Source organism: Paenirhodobacter sp., assembly GCF_050177655.1.
Taxonomy (GTDB): domain Bacteria; phylum Pseudomonadota; class Alphaproteobacteria; order Rhodobacterales; family Rhodobacteraceae; genus Rhodobacter.
On the sequence record NZ_JBFXGV010000050.1, the window covers coordinates 1 to 20,066 of the forward strand.

The window sequence follows — 20,066 nt, forward strand, 5'->3', positions numbered from 1 at the left end:
GATGACGGCGAAGAGCCGATGGCGGCCGCGAAGGCATGGCTCACCGCCAACCCCGACACCGTCACCCCCTGGCTCGAGGGCGTGACGACGAAGGACGGCGGCGATGCGCTCGCCGCGGTGCAGGCCGCGCTGAAGTAAGCCCGCCCCCTCAGGCCCCTCCGTTCGCGGAGGGGCAATTTCCACTCGCGGTCAAGGGAGATCACGCGATGGATTGGCTTACCGCCAACAAACTACCGGTCGGCAAGACGGCGAAGATCGTCTTCGACTGGCTCAAGGACAATGCCGGCGGCTTCTTCGACGCGCTCGCCGCCGCGATGCAGGCGCTGATCGACGGCATCCTCTTCGTGCTCGAAACGCCGCATCCGCTGGTGATCGTCGCCGTCTTCGTCGCGATCACCTACGCGCTGCAGCGCAAATGGCAGACCGCGCTCCTCGTGCTCGCGGGCTTCCTCTTCATCCTCAACCAGGGCTACTGGAAGGCGACGATGGAAAGCCTGACGCTGGTGCTTTCGGCCTGCGTCGTGTGCATGGCCGTCGGCGTGCCGATCGGCATCGCCACCGCGCATCGCCCGCGCCTTTTCGCGGCGCTGCAGCCGGTGCTCGACCTGATGCAGACGCTGCCGACCTTCGTCTATCTGATCCCGGCGATCGTGTTCTTCGGCATCGGCATGGTGCCCGGGCTGATCGCGACGGTGATCTTCGTGCTGCCGGCGCCGATCCGCCTCACCCATCTCGGCGTCGCCTCCACCCCCGAATCGCTGCTCGAGGCGGCCCGTTCCTTCGGCGCCACGCCGCGCCAGGTGCTCTGGCGGGTGGAACTGCCCTGGGCCACGCCGCAGATCATGGCCGGGCTGAACCAGACGATCATGCTTTCGCTGAGCATGGTGGTGATCGCCGCCCTCGTCGGCGCCAATGGCCTTGGCGTGCCGGTGGTGCGCGCGCTGAACTCCGTCAACACCGCGCTCGGCTTCGAATCGGGCTTCGTGATCGTCATCGTGGCGATCATCCTCGACCGCATGCTGCGCCGGGAGGGCCGCAAATGAGCCGTATCGCCGTCGAATTCGACAAGGTCTCGATCGTCTTCGGGGACAGCCCCGACCGCGCCCTGCCGCTGATGGACGCGGGCCGCTCCCGTGCCGAGATCCAGCGCGAGACCGGCCAGGTGCTCGGCGTGCATGACTGCTCGCTGAGCGTGGCCGAGGGCGAGATCCTGGTGCTGATGGGCCTCTCCGGCTCGGGCAAGTCGACGCTTCTGCGCGCGGTGAACGCGCTGAACCCGGTCTGCCGCGGCGAGGTGCGCATCCTCGACGCCGACAACGCGCTCACCTCGGTCACCCATGCCGATGCCGCCACGCTGCGCCGGCTGCGGCTCAGCCGGGTCGCGATGGTGTTCCAGCAATTCGGCCTGCTGCCCTGGCGCACGGTGCGCGAGAACGTCGGCCTCGGCCTCGAACTCGCGGGGATGAAACCGGCCGAGCGGCGCGCCCGCGTCGATGCGCAGCTCGAACTCGTCGGCCTCTCGAACTGGGCCGAACGCAAGGTGGGCGAGCTGTCGGGCGGCATGCAGCAGCGCGTCGGCCTCGCCCGCGCCTTCGCGACCGAGGCGCCGATCCTGCTCATGGACGAGCCCTTCTCCGCGCTCGACCCACTCATTCGCGCGAAGCTGCAGGACGAGCTCCTCGACCTGCAGGCGAAGCTGAAGCGCACGATCATCTTCGTCAGCCACGACCTCGACGAGGCCTTCAAGCTCGGCAACCGGATCGCGCTGATGGAGGGCGGCCGCATCGTCCAGCTCGGCACCGCGCGCGAGATCATCGCCAATCCGGTCGACGATTACGTCGCCGATTTCGTCGCCCACATGAACCCGCTCGGCGTGCTCACCGCCGCCGATCTGGCCGAACCCGGTGAGGCGCTCGGCCCGCAGATCGACCCCGAGATGCCGGTGAAAGAGGTGATGGAGCTGCTCTGCGCCCAGCCTTCCGTCGTACTGACGGGCGGGCGCCGGATCACCCGCGAGGGCGTGATCGCAAAGCTCATCGACCCCCGCCACGCCGCGGGTGGCTGAGCGCGGAGCCTCCGGCGGGGATATTTTTCCTCTATAGAAACGCCCTTCTACAGAGCGGAAATATCCCCGCCGGAGGCCCTAGACCTTTGTCTCGACCGGTGCCGGCGTGGCGCGGCGTTTGATCTGCGCCTCGCGCCAGGTCATGTAGCTGATCGCGCCGATGATCATCGCGCCGCCGAGGATGACCCAGGGATCGACCGCCTCGCCAAAAAGCAGGAAGCCCGCGGTCGAGGCCCAGACCAGCTGCAAGAACACCACCGGCTGGGTCACCGTCAGCGGCGCGCAGGCGAAGGCGCGGGTCATGCAGTAATGGCCGAGCGTGGCGAAAAGCGCGGTCGCCGCGAGCCAGAGGTTTTCCGAAAGCGTCATCGGCTTCCAGACGAGCCAGGCGAAGGGCGCAAGGAAAAGGGTGACGACGACGGTCATCATCGCGACGATCACGCTTGCCGGAGCAAGGCCGGAAAGCCGCTTCATCACCAGATAGGAAATGCCGAAGAAAAGCGCCGCGCCGAGCTGGGCGACATGGCCGGGCATGATCTCGCGCACGCCGGGGCGCAGGATCACCAGCGCGCCGATCACCGCGATCCCGATCGCAAGGCCGCGCCGCCAGGCGAAGCCCTCGCCCAGAAGCAGCGCACCGCCGATCGTCACCACGATCGGGTTGAGATAGCCGATCGCGGTCACATCGGCGATCGGGATCCGCGCCATCGCGAAGAACCACATCAGCACCGCGATCCCCTGCAGCACCCCGCGCAGCCCGAAAAGCGCCCAGATCCGCGGCGCGAACCGGCTCTGCGTGATCTTCCAGAGCGCCGGGGCGACGAAGATCCAGCCCCAGAGGAAGCGGATGAAGGAGGTCTGCGCCGCCGGCAGATCGGAGCCGAGCCAATGCACGATCACGTTCACCGCGGTGAAGCTCAGCGTCATCGCAAGCATCCAGAGCACGCCCTGAACGGGGCGATCCAGGCCTTCGACGGGGATCGGGGTTTTCGCGCGCATGCCCCTCTTGTCGCCGCAGCGCCGCGCCGCCGCAAGGGCGGAGTTGTAAGGGTTACACCGCGCCGAGCGCGAGCCGCGCGGCGACCGAGGCCATGATCAGGGCGACCAGCGCGTCGAGGAGGCGCCAGGCGCCCGGCCGCGCGAAAAGCGGCGCGAGCAGCCTTGCGCCATAGGCCAGCGCGAAGAAGAAGGCGAAGGAGGCCGTGGCCGCGCCCACGCCGAAGGCGAGCCCCGCGCCCGGGAACTGCGCCGAGACCGCGCCGAGCAGCACGACGGTATCGAGCCAGACATGCGGGTTCGCCCAGGTCAGCGCCGCGACGGTGGCCATCACCGCGCGCAGGCTCACCGCCGCGCCCTGCCCCGCCGCGAGCGCTTCGCCGCCGCGCCAGGCCGCGCGCGCGGCGCGCGCCGCATACCAGCTGAGGAAAGCGACACCGCCCCAGCGCAGCACTTCGCCCGCCCAGGGCGCGAGCCGCGCGAGCGCCCCCATGCCCGAGACGCCAAGCGCGATCAGCACCGCATCGGAGAGCGCGCAGAAAAGCGCCACGGCGAAGACATGCTCGCGCCGGATCCCCTGGCGCAGCACGAAGGCGTTCTGCGCCCCGATCGCGACGATGAGGCCAAGGCCGAGTTTGAAACCTGCGAGCGCGGCGGTGAGGGATGGGGACATTTGAACCTCCGGGTGGCGCCTGACTAGCCCGGGCGGCTCGGAAGTGCTATTTAATTTGCATAATCCAAATTAAGGCTGGCTAATGTTCGACTATGCCGCGCTCGAGGCGCTTGCCGCCGTGCTCACCACCGGCTCCTTCGAGGCGGCGGCGGCGCGGCTGCGCGTGACGCCGTCCGCGGTGTCGCAGCGGGTGAAGGCGCTCGAGGAGCGGATCGGCGCGGTGCTGGTGATCCGCGGCGCGCCCTGCACCGGCACGGCGGAGGGGCTGCGGCTCGCGCGTCACCTCGAGGAGGTCGCACTGCTCGAGGCCGGGATCACCGCGCCCGAGGCGCCGCCGGTGCTGCGCATCGCGGTCAATGCCGACAGCCTCGCGACCTGGGCGCTGGCGGCCGTGCCCGACCGGCTTTTCGATCTGGTGATCGACGATCAGGCGTTTTCGGCGGAGGGACTGCGGCGCGGCGAGGTGGTGGGCGCGGTGACCGCGACCGCGCGCGCGGTGCCCGGCTGCGACGTGGTGCGGCTTGGCTCGCTGCGCTATCTCGCCACCGCGTCGCCCGGTTTTATCAGGCAGCATTTCGCGGGCGGCGTCACCGCCGAGGCGCTCGCCGCCGCGCCCGCGCTCGTCTTCGACGCGAAGGATGCGTTGCAATCGGATTGGGTGCGGCAGGTCACCGGGCAAAGCCCGGCGCTGCGGGCGCATCGGATCGCCTCCTCGACCGCCTTCGTCACGGCGGCCGAGCTGGGCCTTGGCTGGGGGATGAACCCAGAACCCCTCGCCCGCGCGGCGATCATGGCCGGGCGGCTGATGCCGCTCCGCCCCGAGCCGCTCGAAGTGCCGCTTTACTGGCAAAGCGCGCGGCGGCTGCGCACGCCCCTCGCACCGCTGACGAAGGCGATCCGCGAGGCCGCGCGGCGGGTCTTGCTGCAGGTCTGATCAGCCCTGCGGTTCGGCGTCCTTCTTCGCGGCCGCCGCCTTCATCCGCGCGAGCAGCGCCGATTTGTCGTCCTTGCCGCCGAAGGGGTTCTTGCGCGAGCCCTTGGCGTTGTGCTCGGCATGCGGCGGCGCGTTCTTGCCGATCTTCGCCCCGCCCGATTTCGAATAGTCCATGCGTGCCTCCCGGCCCTGACTGTGGGATTCGAGTATTTGAACCAAGAAAAAGCAATGGGTTTTTTTCTTGGCAGAAATACTCACGGCCCGACGCTGCCGCCGGGCCGGTCGTTCCTTCTGCGCGCGCGCTCAGAGCTGCGCGGCCACGTCCTCGGGGACGTCGAAGTTATGCGTCACCGTCTGCACGTCGTCGTCTTCCTCGAGCGTGTCGATCAGCTTCATCAGCTTCTGCGCGGTCTCGAGGTCGACCTCGGTCGAGACCTGCGGCTTCCAGATCAGCTTCGCCTCGGTCGATTCGCCAAGCGCCTTTTCCAGCGCGTCCGCGACTTCGCCGAGGTTCTCGACCTGGCAATAGATCCAGTGGCCCTCTTCGTCGCTTTCGACGTCATCGGCCCCGGCCTCGAGCGCGGCCATCATCACCGTGTCGGCATCGGCCACATCGGCGGGATAGGAAATCTCGCCCAGACGGTCGAACCCGTGGCTGACCGAGCCGGTCTGGCCGAGGTTGCCGCCCGCCTTGGTGAAATAGCTGCGCACGTTCGAGGCGGTGCGGTTGAGGTTGTCGGTCAGCGCCTCGACGATGATCGCGATGCCGTTCGGGCCGTAGCCCTCGTAGCGGATCTCGGTGTAGTCGGCCGCGTCGCCCATCTGCGACTTCTTGATCGCGCGGTCGATCACGTCCTTCGGCATCGACTGGGCCTTCGCCGCCTTCACGGCGAGACGCAGACGCGGGTTCTTGTCCGGGTCCGGGTCACCCATCTTCGCGGCGACGGTGATTTCCTTCGCCAGTTTCGAGAACATCTTCGAGCGGATCGCATCCTGCTTGCCCTTGCGGTGCTGGATGTTCGCCCATTTGGAATGGCCTGCCATGCCCGTCTCCGTCGGAATCCTTGAAATCCCGGCCTCTATAGCCAGAGGCCGGGCGCAGGGCAAGCCGGGCGGCTCAGTTGAGCTTCACGCCGCCGCCCGAGATACCGTCACGGCCGACCCCCGGAGGCTGCGGCGTCTGCCAGACCCAGCGCCGCCCGTCGGAGGGACGGGTCAGCGTGATCGTGGCATAGGGTTCGAGGATCTGCTCGGCGCCCTTGACCCAGGTCGGGTGCTTCACCTCGACCGCGTAGTCGAGCGGGCCGGCGCAGCCGGCAAGCCGCCCCGAGGGCGCGGCCTTGATATCGGCGGTGCAGCTTTCGCCGCCGTAAAGATGCACGGCGAGCGTGTCGCCATGCAGGCTCACCCGGTCGGGATTGCCGGGCGCGGCGGGCGCCATGCAGGCGGAAAGCAACGCGAGCGGCGCGAGGGCGGAAAGGAGGAGGCGCATGGATTACCCCTGAAGCGGCCAGAAGAAGGGAATGATGAAGGTGGCGGTGAGCGCGAGGATCACGTTGAGCGGCGCACCCACCTTCAGATAGTCGGAGAAACGGTAACCGCCAGGGCCATAGACCAGCGTATTGGTCTGATAGCCGATCGGCGTCGCGAAGGAGGCGGAGGCGGAGAACATCACCGCGACGACCAGCGGGCGCGGATCGAGGCCGAGCGAATGGCCGAGCTGGATCGCGATCGGGGTCAGGATCACGGCGACGGCGTTGTTCGAGACGACCTCGGTCAGGAAGGAGCCGAGCGCATAGACCGCGAGCAGCGTCAGATGCGGCGGCAGCCCCTGCAGATGCGGTGAAACGAGATCGACGATGATCTGCACCGCGCCGGAATTGTCGAGCGCGACACCGACGACGAGCATCGCGAAGATCAGCGCGAGCAGACGCCCCTCGACGAAGGAGAAGGCCTCGTCCGGGTCGACCGCGCGGGCAAGCAGGATCACCGCGACGGCGAGCATCGAAAGCATCAGGATCGGCGCCACGTCGAAGGCCGAGAGCACCACCACCGCGGCCATCGCGCCGACCGCGATCCAGACGCGGTTGCGCCGGAAGGCGCGCGCCGTCGGCTTCGAGACATCGACGAGGTCCATGTCGGCGGCGAGGCGCGCGATGTCCTCGGGCGCGCCTTCGAGAAGCAGCGTGTCGCCCACCACGACGACGAGATCGTCGAGCTGGCGGCCGATGTTCTGGTTGCGGCGATGCGCGGCGAGCACATAGACGCCATAGCGGCGGCGCAGGCGCAGCTCGCCCAGGCTGCGGCCGATCATCCGGCAGCCGGGCGAGATCAGCACCTCGACGGTCTCGGTCTGCACCGAGGACAGCTTGTCGACCATGCGCAGGTCGGAATTCTGCTGCAGGCTCATCAGCTCGGCCATCTCGGTGCGCAGGACGACGCGGTCACCGGCGGCGAGCACGGCGTTCGGCAGGTCGCGGCGCAGCGAGGCATCGCCGCGCAACACGTCGATCACCCGCATCCCCTCGCGCTTGAAGAGGTCGACCTCGAGCACCGGATGGCCGATCAGGCCCGAGCCCTCGGGCAGCGCCACCTCGGTGAAGAACTTCAGCCGGCGGCGGTCGCCCAGAAGCGCGCCCATCGAGGTGCGATCGGGCAGGATGCGCCGCCCGATCAGCGCCATGTAAAGCCCGCCGATCATCACCTGCACGAGGCCGAAGCCGGAAATCTCGAACATGGTGAAGGGGGTCATGCCCTTGTCGCGGGCGACGCCGTCGACGAGCAGGTTGGTCGAGGTGCCGATCAGCGTGACGGTGCCGCCGAGAATCGCGGCATAGCTGAGCGGGATCAGCAGTTTCGAGGGCGAGATCTTGAGCCGGCGCGCGAGCGTCATCATCACCGGCATCATCAGCACGACGACGGGGGTGTTGTTGAGGAAGGCCGAGGCGGCGGCGATCGCGGCGAAGATCGCGATCACCGCGATCACCGGACGGTCGTCGATATGGCGCTCGGCCTGGCGGGTGAGCCAGTCGAGCGCGCCGGTGCGCACGAGCCCGCCCATCAGGAGGAACATCATCACGATCGTCCAGGGCGCCGAATTCGAGAGCACCGCGGTCGCGTCCTTGTAGGAGACGATGCCGAGGAGCAGAACCAGCGCCGCGCCGCCGATCGCGACCACTTCGGTCGCGAAGGTCTCGCGCATGAAAAGCACGAACATGATCAGGACGATGGCGAGAGTGACATAGGCCTGAGCGGCCTGAGAGAGCCCGAGATCGATCACCTGCCGCCCCTGAACCTGTTTCTTGTCGCGATACTACCCGCGGCCCGGCGCCTGACAAGCGCCCAACCGTGGCCTTGGCGTAAAAATGCCGCCCCTGCAGGGATTTGCCGCATTCCCGGGCAGCGCTCCGATCACACCGGGGCGGAGGGCAGCAACCGCCCTCCGACGCGCACCGGCACCACGCGGGTGGCGCGGCCGGTGCGATCCTCGGTCTCGATATAGACGCCCGAGAGCGTCGCCTCGCCCATCGCGGGGGCGAATTTCTCGCGTGCCATGCCGGTGACGAAGCGGCGCATCGGCTCGGCCTTGTCCATGCCGATCACCGAATTGTAGTCGCCGCACATGCCGGCGTCGCTCAGATAGGCGGTGCCGCCGGTCAGGATCATCGCGTCGCCGGTGGGCACATGGGTATGGGTGCCGACGACGAGGCTGGCGCGGCCGTCGCAGAAATGACCCATCGCCATCTTTTCCGAGGTCGCCTCGCAATGCACGTCGACCACGATCGCCTGCGCGAGACCGCCGAGCGGGTGGGTGCGCAGCACCGCGTCCATCGCCGAGAACGGATCGTCGAAGGCGCGTTTCATGAAGACCTGACCCAGCACCTGGGTGACGAGCACCTTGCGGCCGCGGCGGTCCTCGAAGAGCCGCGCGCCCTTGCCCGGGGCGTCCTTGGCGTAGTTGAGCGGGCGGATCACCCGCGGCTCGCTTTCGATGAAGCGCAGCATGTCCTTCTGGTCGAAGGCGTGATCGCCGAGCGTGACGACATCGGCGCCCGCCGCCAGAATGAGTTTCGCGTGATCGCCGGTGAGGCCCATGCCGCCCGAGGCGTTCTCGCCGTTCACCACGACGAAATCGAGGCCCCAGTCTTCGCGCAGTTTCGGCAGGCGTTCGGCAATCGCCGCCCGTCCCCCGCGCCCCATCACATCGCCCAGAAAGAGTATTTTCATGCGCCTCCCATAGGGCCGCAGGCGCGAAAGGGCAATGATTTTTGCCCGGATTCGGCCCCGAAACCCCTCAAATGGGGGTTCCGGGAGCGGTTTGCGCTCAGCCCGCCTTCCGGCCAAGCCCGAGCAGCTGATAGAGCACCAGCGCGGCAAGCGTCGAGGTGCCGATGCCGCCCAGCGCGAAATCGCCGATGCGCAGCGTGAAGTCGCCCGCGCCGAAGATCAGCGCCACACCCGCGGTGAAGAGGTTGCGCGGATCGGCGAAATCGACCTTCGCCTCGATCCAGATCCGCGCCATCGCCGAGGCGATCAGCCCGAAGACCGAGACCGAGAGACCGGCGAGCACCGGCGCCGGGATCGTCTGCAAAAGCGCGCCGAATTTCGGCGAAAGGCCAAGCAGGATCGCGACGCAGGCGGCGATCACGAAGACAAGGGTCGAATAGACCTTGGTCATCGCCATCACGCCGATGTTCTCGGCATAGGTGGTCACACCCGTGCCGCCGCCCGAACCGGCGACCACGGTGGCAAGCCCGTCGGCGAGGAAACCGCGGCCGATATAGCCATCCATGTTCTGCCCGGTGATCGCGCCCAGCGCCTTGATATGGCCGAGGTTTTCGGCAACGAGCACGATCGCGACCGGGGCGATCAGGGTCACCGCGGACCAGTGGAACTCGGGCGCGACGAATTTCGGCAGGCCGAACCAGGCGGCCTCGCCCACCTTGGCGAATTCGATCCCCGGCACGAGGCCGAGACCGTTGCCGAGCAGGAGCACGAGCAGGTAGCCAAGCGCCAGCGCCAGCAGCACCGAGACGCGGCGGGTGGCGCGCGGCCCGTAGCTCGAGATCAGCGCCATGAAGAGCACGGTCAGAAGCGCGATCGTCAGATGCCCGGCGGTCGGATTACCGAAGGCGTTGAGCTGGTTCACCGCGACCGGCGCGAGGTTGAGCCCGATCGACATGCCGATCGTACCGGTAACGACGGGGGGCATCAGCTTCTCGACCCAACCCACGCCGATCGCCATCACCAGAAGGCCGATCAGCGCGTAGATCGCGCCGCAGATCACGATGCCGCCGAGTGCATGGCCGATCGTCGCGCCGGGCTGGCCGGTGACGGCGAGCACCACCGCGATGAAGGCGAAGGAGGAGCCGAGGTAGCTTGGCACCCGGCCGGCGGTGACGATGAAGAAGAGAAGCGTGCCGATGCCGGAGAAGAACACCGCGACATTCGGATCGAAGCCCATCAGGATCGGCGCGACGATCGTCGAGCCGGACATCGCGAGCAGGTGCTGCACCCCCATCGCGAGCGAGGTCGTGGCCGGCAGCCGCTCGTCAGGCATCACCACGGCACCCGTCGCCGGGCGCCATTTCGGGAAATAGGACATGGTTTCCTCGCAGGTCGGTTGATCGCCCTGCCTTAGGTCATCGCGCGCAGAGTCGCCAGAGCGACGCGGCGACGCGGGGGGTGGGTGGCGCGAAACGCCCTCATTTCAGGCGTTTGCCGCCCACCCAGACGCCGGAAACGGCACGATCGTCGCCCATCATGATCGTGGGGAAGAGCTCTTCCCAGAGGCTTTCGGCGCGGGCCGCGCGCTGCGCGATCACCGGCGTCGAGGCGAGATCGAGCGCGACGAGGTCCGCCTCCATCCCCGGGGCGAGGTTGCCCACCGCGTGGTCGATGCGCAGGGTGCGCGCCGCGCCCTGGGTGGCGAGCCAGATCAGCTTCGCCGGGTGGAGCGGGTGGTGGCGCAGCTGCGCGATCTCATAGGCCGCGGCCATGGTGCGCAGCATCGAAAAGCTCGACCCGCCGCCGGTGTCGGTGGCGAGGCCCACGCGGATCCCCGCCGCGGCGATGCCGGCCATGTCGAAAAGCCCCGAGCCGATGAAAGTGTTCGAGGTCGGGCAATGGGCGATCGCGGCGCCGACGTCGCGCAGCCGCACGATCTCGCGCGGCTCGAGATGGATCGCATGGCCGTAGACGCCATTCGGGCCGAGCAGGCCGTAAGCCTCGTAAGTGTCGAGATAGTCGCGCGCCTGCGGATAGAGCGATTTCACCCAGGCGATCTCATCGACCTGTTCGCTCAGATGGGTCTGCATCAGGCAATCGGGGTGTTCCGCCCAGAGCGCGCCGAGCGCGCGGAGTTGTTCCGGCGTCGAGGTCGGCGAGAAGCGCGGGGTGATGACGTAGGAAAGCCGCCCGCGCCCGTGCCAGCGGCCGAGCAGCGCCTTGCTCTCGTCATAGGCCGCCTGCGCGGTGTCGCGCAGGAAGGTGGGGGCGGTGTCGCGGTCCATGCAGGTCTTGCCGGCGAGCGCGCGCATCCCCCGCGCCTCGGCCCCGGTGAAGAAGGCGTCGACCGAGGCGGGATGGATCGTGCAATAGGAGCACATCGAGGTGGTGCCATGCGCGATCGCGAGGTCGAGATAGCTTTCCGCGATCTTGCTGGCATGGGCGGGGTCGCCGAAGGCGCTTTCGGTCGGGAAAGTGTAGCTGTTGAGCCAGTCGATCAGCCGCTTGCCCCAGCTCGCGATCATCGGCGTCTGCGGGTAGTGGACATGGGCGTCGATGAAGCCGGGCAGCAAGAGCGCGCGGCCGAGATCGGTGCGGCGCGCCTGCGGGTAGGTGGCGATCAGATCGGCGGCGGGGCCGGTCGCGAGGATGCGCCCGCCCTCGAGCGCGACGGCGCCGGCGGGCTCATGGCGCACCGCGCCCGGCCCCTCCTCCATCACCTCGCCCTCGAAGCGGATCACCTGACCCAGCAGCAGTTCGACCATCGCGCGCCCTCCGTTTGGCGCCATGCTAGGCCGGCACCCGGGCAAGGGCAATCGGGCGCCCGCGGCGGGCGCCGCCGCCTTGGGCATCTGCCGCATTTGTCGGCAGAATTTCACGCCCGCCCCTCGCCCTTCGCGCCGCCCCGGGCTAAGGTGGCGCCAGTTTGCGAAGGGGACGGCATGGCGGAAGAGCGGGCAGAGGAGATCGAGCGGGAGGAAGAGGATTACGGTCTCGACCACGAGACCGTGGACGCGATCCTCGAGGCCGCCGAAGCCGGCGATGCCGCGCGCCTCGCCGAGCGGCTCGAACCGCTGCACCCTGCCGATATCGCCGACCTTCTGGAACAGGTCTCGGGTGCGGAGCGGCGCGAGATCCTGCGGCTCTGGGGCCGCGAGATCGACGGCGAGGTGCTTTCCGAACTCGACGAATCGATCCGTGAGGAGGTGATCGGGGCGCTGCCGGCGGATGTGCTTGCCGAGGCGGTGCGCGAGCTTGATTCGGACGACGTCGTCGACCTGATCGAGGATCTCGAGGCGCCGCAGCAGCAAGAGATCCTCGGCGCGCTGGACGAGAGCGATCGCGCCGCGGTCGAGCAGTCGCTGACCTGGCCGGAATATTCGGCGGGCCGTCTGATGCAGCGCGAAGTGGTGACCGCGCCCGAGCACTGGACGGTGGGCGAGACGATCGACTTTTTGCGCCGCGACGACGAATTGCCCGATCAGTTCTATCACGTCGTGCTGGTCGATCCGGGGCATCATCCGGTCGGCTATGTCACGCTTGGCAAGCTTCTGGCGACGAAGCGGGCGGTGGCGCTGCGCGAGATCTGCGAGGACAGTTTCCGCACGATCTCGGCGCGGCAGGAGGAGAGCGACGTCGCCTATGCCTTCAACCAGTATCACCTGATTTCGGCGCCGGTGGTCGACGACGACGACCGGCTTGTCGGCGTGATCACGATCGACGACGCGATGGCGGTTCTCGACGACGAGCACGAAGAAGACATCCTGCGCCTCGCCGGTGTGGGCGACGAGAGTTCGATCTCGGATACGGTGATCGAGACGGCGCGGCAGCGACTGCCGTGGCTGGCGGTGAACCTTGCGACGGCGCTGATGGCGGCGGGGGTCATCAACCTGTTTCAGGGCTCGATCAGCCATCTCGTCGCGCTTGCGGTGCTGATGCCGATCGTCGCCTCGATGGGCGGCAATGCGGGGACGCAGACGCTGACGGTGGCGGTGAGGGCGCTCGCGACGAAGAACCTGACCGACAGCAACGTCTGGCGCGTGATCCGGCGCGAGGCGCTGGTCGGCGCGATCAACGGGCTGATCTTCGCGCTGGTGCTCGGCACGGTCGCGGCGCTCTGGTTCTCGATGGCGGAGCTGGGCCTGGTGATCGCGGCGGCGATCATCATCAACCTGATGGTCGCGGCGCTGGGCGGGATCGTGGTGCCGGTGGCGCTCGAGAGGCTCGGCGTGGACCCGGCGCTCGCCTCGGGGACATTCGTGACGACGCTGACCGACATGATCGGATTTTTCGCCTTTCTCGGCCTGGCTACGGTGGTGCTCCTGTGAGCGATTGTTCGAAAACTGCTATCCGGAAAGAAGCGCTCGCGGCGCGCAAGGCGGCTTTTGCGGCGGGTCAGGGGATGGCCTGCGAGCATCTTTCCGGGGCGCTTGGGCGGTTCGGCGGCGCGGCGCTCTCGGGTTATCTGCCGATCCGCAGCGAGATCGACCCGCGCCCGGCGATGGCGGCGCATCCCGGCCCCGTCGGCGTGCCGGTGATCCTCGGCCCGGCGCAACCGCTGATCTTCCGGCGCTGGACGCCCGAGGCGCGGCTGGTCGAGGGGCCCTTCGGCGCGATGGTGCCGGAGGAGGGTGCGGAGGTGGTGCCGCGGGTGCTGATCGTGCCGCTCGTCGCCTTCGACCGGCGCGGCTTCCGGCTCGGCTATGGCGGCGGTTTCTACGACCGCACGCTTGAGCGGCTGCGCGCGCGCGGCCCGGTCACGGCGATCGGCTTTGCCTTCGCGGCGCAGGAATTGCCCGAGGTGCCGACCGAACCGACCGACCAGCCGCTCGACCTGATCGTGACGGAAAAGGGCGTGATCACGCCGCGCCCCTGATCCTTTTTCTTGGCGAAAATACTCCGGGGGAGGCGCAGCCGGGGGCGGAGCCCCCTACCCGGCCAGCCGCCGCGCGAGACGGTTCTGCACCTCGATCGCGCGGGGCAGATCGAAGGTCACGATCTGGCCGTCGCGCACCACCGGGCGCCCTTCGACGAAGAGGTGCTTCACCTTCGGCGGACCGCTCAGCAGCAGCGCCGCGACCGGATCCCAGGCGCCGGCGGCCTCGAGCCCCGAGACATCCCAGATCGCGAGATCGGCGCGCTTGCCGGGTTCCAGACTGCCCAGATCGGGGCGGCCGAGCACGGCGGCGCCGCCCAGCGTCGCGATCTCGAGCATCTCGCGCGCCGACATCGCATCGGCCCCGTTCTGCACGCGCTGAAGCAGCATCGCCATCCGCGCCTCGGCAATCAGCGATCCGGCGTCGTTGCTGGCCGAGCCATCGACCCCAAGCGCCACCTTCACCCCCGCGTCGCGCATCGTACGGACCGGCGCGATGCCGGAGCCGAGGCGACAATTCGAACAGGGACAATGGGCGACACCGGTGCGCGTGCGGGCAAAAAGGTCAATTTCCGAACCATCGAGCTTCACGCAATGGGCGTGCCAGACATCGTCGCCGGTCCAGCCCAGATCCTCGGCATATTGCCCGGGGCGGCAGCCGAACTGCGCGAGCGAATAGGCGATATCCTCGTCATTCTCGGCCAGATGGGTGTGCAGCATCACCCCCTTGTCGCGGGCGAGCAGCGCCGCGTCGCGCATCAGCTCGCGGGAGACCGAGAAGGGCGAACAGGGCGCGACGCCGACGCGGATCATCGCGCCGGGGCGCGGATCGTGGAAGGCGTCGATCACCCGGATGCAGTCGTCGAGGATATCCCCCTCGCGCTCGACGAGGCTGTCGGGAGGCAGGCCGCCCGCGCTTTCGCCGATCGACATCGCGCCGCGCGTCGCGTGCAGGCGCAGCCCGACGAGCCGGGCGGCGTCGATCGTGTCCTCGAGCCTTGCGCCGTTCGGATACATGTAGAGATGGTCGGAGGAGAGGGTGCAGCCGGTGAGCGCGAGCTCGGCGAGGCCGATCTGCGCCGAGACGCGGATTTCTTCCGGGCCCATCTTCGCCCAGATCGGGTAGAGCGTCTTGAGCCAGCCGAAAAGCAGCGCGTCCTGCCCGCCCGGCACCGCGCGGGTGAGGGTCTGGTAGAGGTGGTGATGGGTGTTGATCAGGCCGGGGGTGACGACGCAGCCGCGGGCCTCGACCACCTCGCCCGAGCTCGAAAGCCCCTGCCCCACCGCCGCGATCGCGCCCTCGCGGATGAGCACGTCGCCGCCCGCGATCTCGCGCCGGGTGCCGTCCATCGTGACGACGACCGCGGCGCCCCGGATCAGTGTTTCGCGCATGTTGCCCCTTCCGTTTTCCCGACTATCGGCAGCGGGGACGGCCCGCGCAAGCGAAAGGCCCCGCGCCCGGGGCGTTGCGCGCTGCAACGCCTAGGCGTTCAGCACATCGAGCGCGGCGGCGTGGATCTGCGGATTGGCGGCGGCGAGCACACGCCCGCCGCGATAGGCCGGGCCGCCCTGCCAGTCGGTGACGATGCCGCCGGCCGCCTCGATCACCGCGATCGGCGCGCCCACATCGTAGGGTTGCAAGCCGGCCTCGACCACGAGGTCGATCTGCCCCGCCGCGATCAGCGCATAGGCGTAGCAATCGGTGCCGAAGCGGGTCAGTTTCACCTGTTTCGAAAGGCGCGCGAAGGCGGCGCCTTCCTCCGGCGTGCCGACCTCGGGGAAGGTCGAGTAGAGGATCGCCTCGGAAAGCGGGCGCGCGGCGCGGGTGGCGAGCGGATGGGGGCCGAGCGGGCCGGTCATCGCCGCGGTGCCGAGGCCGCCGGTGAAGCGCTCGCCGACATAGGGCTGGTCGATCACGCCGTAGATCGGGCGGCCGGGTTTTTCGTCGCCCTCCTCCGAAAGCGCGATCAGCACGCCCCAGGTCGGCGTGCCGGAGAGATAGCCGCGGGTTCCGTCGATCGGGTCGAGCACCCAGGTCAGGCCCGACGTGCCGCGTTTCGCGCCATATTCCTCGCCCCAGATGCCGTCCTCGGGGCGGCGCTCGGCGAGGATCGCGCGCATCGCCGCCTCGGCGGCACGGTCGGCGACGGTGACCGGATCGAAACCGGAGGCGAGCTTGTTCTCCGCCGCGAGCCCGCCCATCGGGCGGAAATGGCGCAGCGTCTCGACGCGGGCGGCCTCGGCCAGGGCCTCGGCGGTGGCGGCGATCTCGGCCGCGGCTTCGGGGGATAGCATCGGGATCATCGCGGCCTCCTGGGCGGAGCCCCGGTCGCGCCGGGGCAAACGAACGGGGGGAGCGGTAGCCGCTCCCCCCGGTCGAGGTCAAGCCGATCCGTGCCGGAGCGGCCGATATCGGGGCGGATCCGCCCCCGGATGCCGTCAGGCCGCGGTCGAGAGCACCTTGGCGAGCTCGAACAGGCGCCGGCGCTGCGCCTCGGGAATCGCGTAGTAGGAGCGCACGAGGGCGAGCGCCTCCTTGTCGGAGAAGATGTCCCCGGCGGTCTCGCGCTGCGGCTGTTCCTCCCCGGCGAAGCCCTCGAAGAAGAAGGCCACCGGCACGTCGAGCGCGTCGGCGATGTCCCACAGCCGCGAAGCGGAGACGCGGTTCATCCCGGTCTCATACTTCTGGATCTGCTGGAACTTGATACCGACCTTGTCGGCAAGTTGCTGCTGCGTCACACCGACCATCCAGCGACGGTGGCGGATACGCTTGCCCACATGGACATCTACGGGATGCTTCATTCAATCGTCCTCGGAACCACGGATGGTACAAACTACCATGAGGCGACTCTCCGAATTGGCGGCAATTCACGCAACCTGTCTAAAAATACAGGTCATCTCCGGCCCCTGCGCCCCGATCGGCTGCGCCGGCCCCGGCTTTCGCACCGAAGCGTGCGGGATATATGCGAACGCAGCAATTCACGCTCCACGTGTTTTGCAAGTTGCATTGCATTTTGCAACTGACGCAACGGAAACGATTTCGAAGCTGCAAGAGCTGCGCGCGGATTGATTCGCCGGTCAACAGGAGAGCGACTCACCTCATGGTTGGGGCCCGGTTCGCCGCCCGCCCGGTGCCGCCGGCGCTGGCTCCGGGCCGCGCGGGCGGCTAAACTGGCCTCCCCGGCCGGTGCGACGCGCCCCGGCGACAGCGACAGGATCACGGAATGCGCGCCTATCTTCTCGACTCCCGCGACACCGGCCCCCGGCTGGCCGATCTGCCCCCGCCCCCCGCCCCCGGGCCGGGCGAGCTTACGGTGGAGATCGCCGCCTGCGGGCTCAATTTCGCCGATCTCCTGATGATGAAGGGGCAGTATCAGGACACGCCGGCGGCTCCCTTCGTGATGGGGATGGAGGCGGCGGGCACGGTGACCGCGGCGGGGCCCGGCACGACCACCCCGCCCGGCACCCGGGTTGCGGTGTTTTCGGGTCAGGGCGGGCTGGCCGAGGCGGGGAATTTCCGCGAGGCGAGCTGCACGCCGATGCCCGAAGCGATGAGCTTCGCCGAGGCGGCGGCCTTCCAGATCGCCTATGGCACGAGTCATGTGGCGCTCGGGCCGCGGGCGCGGCTGGCCCCGGGCGAGACGCTCGTCGTGCTTGGCGCGGCGGGGGGCGTGGGCCTCACCGCGGTCGAGATCGGCGCGCGGATGGGGGCGCGGGTGATCGCGGTGGCGCGCGGGGCGGAGAAGCTCGCGGTGGCGGAGGCGGCCGGCGCGACGGTGCTGATCGACGCCGAGGCGCCGGACCTCAAGGCCGCGCTGAAGGCCGAGGGCGGCGTCGATGTCGTCTATGACGCGGTGGGCGGGGCGATGGGCGAGGCGGCCTATGGCGCGCTGAAACCGGGCGGGCGGTTCCTGGTGATCGGTTTCGCGGGCGGCGAACAGCCGGTGCTGAAACTGAACCATGCGCTGGTGAAGAACCTGGAAATCCACGGGCTTTACTGGGGCGGCTATCTGAAGCTCGACCCCGAGCTTTTGAAGGGCTCGATGGCGCAGCTTTTCGCCTGGTATGCCGAGGGCGGGCTGCGCCCGCATGTCTCGGCGCAGTTTCCGCTTGCCGAGACGGCCGAGGCGCTCGAGATGCTGCGCGCGCGGCGCTCGACCGGCAAGATCGTGGTGACGCCTCAGGCCGCGGCTGCGGCGGGGCGATAGGCGCGCACGATCTCGCTGCGCAGAGCATCGGCGATCGCGCCTTTCGCGCGGCCGCCGTCATAGAGACAGATGCAGGAGCGGCCGAGCTCGGGCAGGCCCGACTCGGGGCCGAGCTGCAGGCAGCCGTGGCTCTGAAACCCCTCGAGCCGCACCGAGACGCCCAGCCCGGCGGCGACGGTGGCGTCGACCACCGACTCGCTGTCGCCCTCCATCGCGTTGCGCCAGGCGATGCCCGCGGCGTCGAGCGCGGCGATCGCGATCGGGCGGAAGGCGCAGACCTCGGCAAAGGCGATGCGCAGCGGGCGTTCGTGCTCGGCGCGCAGGCCGGGGGCGCCGACCCAGGTCAGGCGGCGCTCGTCGAGCACCTCGCCGCCGGGGCCGGGCGCGGTTTCGGTGGTCAGGATCAGGTCGAGATCGCCGGCCTCATGGCGCGCGCGCAGCTCGCGGCTGGCCATCGTGGTGAGCGCGATGCGCAGCCGCGGCGCCTGCACCGCCATCAGCCGCAGGATCGCCGGGATCTGCGGCGCGACGATGTCGGGGGGCACGCCGAGGCGGATCTCCTCGAGCTCCTCGGTGACGCCGATCGCGGCGAGGGCCTCGTCGTTGAGGGTGAGCATCCGGCGCGCATAGGTGGCGAGGCAGAGCCCCTCGGCGGTGGGGTCGAGCCGGCGCGCGCGGCGGGTGAAGAGGGCGCGGTCGAGCCCCTCCTCCAGCCGGCGGATCTGCATCGAGACCGCGGATTGCGTGAGGTTGAGCAGCCCCGCCGCGCGGGTGACCGAGCCGGTCTCGGTCACGACGAGGAGCGCGCGCAGGGCGGCGAGGTCGAGGTTGCGAGGCATCATCACGATCCTTGATGGTAACCGACACAATCTTTCGTTATGCTTATGTATCTGTCAAGATGTATCACCTTTCGTGAAGAAACAGCCACAAGTCGCACGAAAGGAGATGACCATGATCCGCGCCCTTGCCTTCATTCGCCCCCTCGCCCGCCCGCTCGGCTGGGTCGCGACCTATCTGCGCGCGCGCGAGCTGCAGCAAAGCCGCCGTGCGCTGGGGTTCCTCGACCCGCGGCTGATGCGCGATGCCGGCATCGACGTCGAGGCGGCGCGGCGCGAGGCGGAGCGGCCGGTCTGGGATGCGCCCGCCGGCTGGTTCGACCGCCACGGCCCCTATTGAGGCCGCGCGCGCCGCGATGGGGAAAGTTTTCGCGATCGCGGCGCGATTTCCCGAGAGAAATCCTTGAACTGGGGCAAGGGCTTCCCAATATCGGACGAGACTGCGGCGCCGGGAATGCGCCGCGACGGATTGATGGAGGGATGAATGGCTGATTTCAACACGATGCGCAGCACGGCAACGGGCTCGCGCGCCGCGCTGATCGACGAGGGTCTGCGCACGCATATGAACAAGGTCTACGGGCTGATGTCGGTGGCGATGCTGATCACCGGCGCGGTGGCCTTCGGCGTCGGCTCGAACCCGCAGCTTGTCGCCGCGATCTTCGGCTCGGGGCTGAAATGGATCGTGATGCTGGCGCCGCTCGCCGTGGTCTTTGCCTTCGGCGCGATGATCAACAAGATGTCGACCTCGACCGCGCAGATGGTGTTCCTCGCCTATTCGGCGCTGATGGGCCTGTCGATCAGCTTCATCTTTGCCGCCTACACCGGCATTTCGATCGCGCAGACCTTCCTTGTCACCGCGATCGCCTTCGCGGGGCTTTCGCTTTACGGCTACACCACGAAGAAGAACCTGTCGGCGATGGGCTCCTTCCTGATGATGGGGCTGATCGGGCTGATCGTCGCTTCGCTCGTCAACATCTTCCTCGCCTCGAGCGCGCTGCAATTCGCGATCTCGGTGGTGGGTGTGCTGATCTTCGCGGGGCTGACCGCCTATGACACGCAGAACATCAAGAACACCTATCTGCAGCTGGCGAACAGCGATCAGGATTTCCTCGGCAAGGCCGCGATCATCGGCGCGCTGCAGCTCTACCTCGACTTCCTGAACCTGTTCATGTTCCTGCTGCAGTTCATGGGCGACCGTCGCTAAGGCCGACGCCACCCCGGAAACAGGAAAGCCCCGCCACTGGCGGGGCT

At 68.6% G+C, this 20,066-nt stretch carries 21 protein-coding genes and 1 pseudogene; 9 read left to right on the forward strand and 13 right to left on the reverse strand.

Features of this window, described 5'->3' with window-relative positions:
* From AB7U46_RS14865 to choV, 3 genes and pseudogenes are all read left to right on the forward strand, one after another.
* Window positions 1-138, forward strand: a pseudogene (locus AB7U46_RS14865) (glycine/betaine ABC transporter substrate-binding protein); the annotation flags it as partial.
* Window positions 139-206: 68 nt separating this feature from the next.
* Complete coding sequence (gene choW, locus AB7U46_RS14870) at window positions 207-1,043, forward strand: choline ABC transporter permease subunit (protein WP_428337764.1); 837 nt, start codon at window positions 207-209, stop codon at window positions 1,041-1,043.
* Window positions 1,040-2,065: a choline ABC transporter ATP-binding protein gene (gene choV / locus AB7U46_RS14875; protein WP_428337765.1), complete on the forward strand. Its 1,026-nt coding sequence runs from the start codon at window positions 1,040-1,042 to the stop codon at window positions 2,063-2,065. Before choW ends, choV begins: the two co-directional genes overlap by 4 nt.
* Before the next feature lie 78 nt (window positions 2,066-2,143).
* Here choV and AB7U46_RS14880 read toward each other — a convergent pair whose 3' ends face one another.
* Together AB7U46_RS14880 and AB7U46_RS14885 are read right to left on the reverse strand one after the other, a co-directional pair.
* On the reverse strand, window positions 2,144-3,064 hold the full coding sequence (locus AB7U46_RS14880) for a DMT family transporter (protein WP_428337766.1): 921 nt from the start codon (window positions 3,062-3,064) through the stop codon (window positions 2,144-2,146).
* A 52-nt stretch (window positions 3,065-3,116) separates the two neighbouring features.
* Window positions 3,117-3,734 carry a LysE/ArgO family amino acid transporter gene (locus AB7U46_RS14885; protein ID WP_428337767.1) on the reverse strand — a complete coding sequence of 206 codons (618 nt, stop codon included), beginning with the start codon at window positions 3,732-3,734 and terminating at the stop codon, window positions 3,117-3,119.
* 82 nt (window positions 3,735-3,816) lie between these two features.
* Between AB7U46_RS14885 and AB7U46_RS14890 the strand changes: the two genes are divergently transcribed.
* The gene (locus tag AB7U46_RS14890; RefSeq protein WP_428337768.1) at window positions 3,817-4,668 is read left to right on the forward strand and encodes a LysR family transcriptional regulator ArgP; all 852 of its coding nucleotides are present in this window, start codon (window positions 3,817-3,819) and stop codon (window positions 4,666-4,668) included.
* Here AB7U46_RS14890 and AB7U46_RS14895 read toward each other — a convergent pair whose 3' ends face one another.
* The 7 genes from AB7U46_RS14895 to guaD all read right to left on the reverse strand — a co-directional run bounded on the left by AB7U46_RS14895 (window position 4,669) and on the right by guaD (window position 11,660).
* Entirely contained in the window at window positions 4,669-4,842 is a 174-nt protein-coding gene (locus AB7U46_RS14895) for a hypothetical protein (RefSeq protein WP_428337769.1), read from the reverse strand.
* A gap of 129 nt (window positions 4,843-4,971) precedes the next feature.
* On the reverse strand, window positions 4,972-5,712 hold the full coding sequence (locus AB7U46_RS14900; protein WP_428337770.1) for a YebC/PmpR family DNA-binding transcriptional regulator: 741 nt from the start codon (window positions 5,710-5,712) through the stop codon (window positions 4,972-4,974).
* A 73-nt stretch (window positions 5,713-5,785) separates the two neighbouring features.
* Window positions 5,786-6,160, reverse strand: a complete 375-nt coding sequence (locus tag AB7U46_RS14905) for a hypothetical protein (RefSeq protein WP_428337771.1) — start codon at window positions 6,158-6,160, stop codon at window positions 5,786-5,788.
* Between the two features lie 3 nt (window positions 6,161-6,163).
* Window positions 6,164-7,948 carry an SLC13 family permease gene (locus AB7U46_RS14910; protein ID WP_428337772.1) on the reverse strand — a complete coding sequence of 595 codons (1,785 nt, stop codon included), beginning with the start codon at window positions 7,946-7,948 and terminating at the stop codon, window positions 6,164-6,166.
* Between the two features lie 131 nt (window positions 7,949-8,079).
* Window positions 8,080-8,895, reverse strand: a complete 816-nt coding sequence (locus AB7U46_RS14915; RefSeq protein WP_428337773.1) for a TIGR00282 family metallophosphoesterase — start codon at window positions 8,893-8,895, stop codon at window positions 8,080-8,082.
* 97 nt (window positions 8,896-8,992) lie between these two features.
* On the reverse strand, window positions 8,993-10,273 hold the full coding sequence (locus AB7U46_RS14920) for a solute carrier family 23 protein (RefSeq protein ID WP_428337774.1): 1,281 nt from the start codon (window positions 10,271-10,273) through the stop codon (window positions 8,993-8,995).
* Window positions 10,274-10,373: 100 nt separating this feature from the next.
* On the reverse strand, window positions 10,374-11,660 hold the full coding sequence (gene guaD / locus AB7U46_RS14925) for a guanine deaminase (protein ID WP_428337775.1): 1,287 nt from the start codon (window positions 11,658-11,660) through the stop codon (window positions 10,374-10,376).
* Between the two features lie 177 nt (window positions 11,661-11,837).
* Here guaD and mgtE point away from each other — a divergent pair, with 177 nt between their 5' ends.
* Together mgtE and AB7U46_RS14935 are read left to right on the forward strand one after the other, a co-directional pair.
* A complete protein-coding gene (gene mgtE / locus AB7U46_RS14930) occupies window positions 11,838-13,223 on the forward strand; it encodes a magnesium transporter (RefSeq protein ID WP_428337776.1) in 1,386 nt (461 codons plus the stop codon).
* Window positions 13,220-13,771: a 5-formyltetrahydrofolate cyclo-ligase gene (locus tag AB7U46_RS14935; RefSeq protein WP_428337777.1), complete on the forward strand. Its 552-nt coding sequence runs from the start codon at window positions 13,220-13,222 to the stop codon at window positions 13,769-13,771. Before mgtE ends, AB7U46_RS14935 begins: the two co-directional genes overlap by 4 nt.
* A 54-nt stretch (window positions 13,772-13,825) precedes the next feature.
* Here AB7U46_RS14935 and AB7U46_RS14940 read toward each other — a convergent pair whose 3' ends face one another.
* The 3 genes from AB7U46_RS14940 to AB7U46_RS14950 form a co-directional block, all read right to left on the reverse strand.
* On the reverse strand, window positions 13,826-15,163 hold the full coding sequence (locus AB7U46_RS14940) for an 8-oxoguanine deaminase (RefSeq protein ID WP_428337778.1): 1,338 nt from the start codon (window positions 15,161-15,163) through the stop codon (window positions 13,826-13,828).
* Window positions 15,164-15,253: 90 nt separating this feature from the next.
* On the reverse strand, window positions 15,254-16,075 hold the full coding sequence (locus tag AB7U46_RS14945) for an inositol monophosphatase family protein (protein WP_428337779.1): 822 nt from the start codon (window positions 16,073-16,075) through the stop codon (window positions 15,254-15,256).
* 135 nt (window positions 16,076-16,210) lie between these two features.
* Window positions 16,211-16,573 (reverse strand): helix-turn-helix domain-containing protein, encoded by a 363-nt coding sequence (locus AB7U46_RS14950; RefSeq protein ID WP_428337780.1) that lies wholly within the window; start codon window positions 16,571-16,573, stop codon window positions 16,211-16,213.
* A 422-nt stretch (window positions 16,574-16,995) separates the two neighbouring features.
* Between AB7U46_RS14950 and AB7U46_RS14955 the strand changes: the two genes are divergently transcribed.
* On the forward strand, window positions 16,996-17,979 hold the full coding sequence (locus AB7U46_RS14955) for an NADPH:quinone oxidoreductase family protein (protein WP_428337781.1): 984 nt from the start codon (window positions 16,996-16,998) through the stop codon (window positions 17,977-17,979).
* Here the strand turns inward: AB7U46_RS14955 and AB7U46_RS14960 are convergent.
* On the reverse strand, window positions 17,952-18,818 hold the full coding sequence (locus AB7U46_RS14960) for a LysR family transcriptional regulator (RefSeq protein WP_428337782.1): 867 nt from the start codon (window positions 18,816-18,818) through the stop codon (window positions 17,952-17,954). The genes AB7U46_RS14955 and AB7U46_RS14960 overlap by 28 nt on opposite strands.
* A 112-nt stretch (window positions 18,819-18,930) precedes the next feature.
* Here AB7U46_RS14960 and AB7U46_RS14965 point away from each other — a divergent pair, with 112 nt between their 5' ends.
* Together AB7U46_RS14965 and AB7U46_RS14970 are read left to right on the forward strand one after the other, a co-directional pair.
* The gene (locus AB7U46_RS14965; RefSeq protein ID WP_428337783.1) at window positions 18,931-19,155 is read left to right on the forward strand and encodes a DUF1127 domain-containing protein; all 225 of its coding nucleotides are present in this window, start codon (window positions 18,931-18,933) and stop codon (window positions 19,153-19,155) included.
* Between the two features lie 144 nt (window positions 19,156-19,299).
* Window positions 19,300-20,019 (forward strand): Bax inhibitor-1/YccA family protein, encoded by a 720-nt coding sequence (locus AB7U46_RS14970; protein WP_428337784.1) that lies wholly within the window; start codon window positions 19,300-19,302, stop codon window positions 20,017-20,019.
* Window positions 20,020-20,066: the final 47 nt, after the last annotated feature.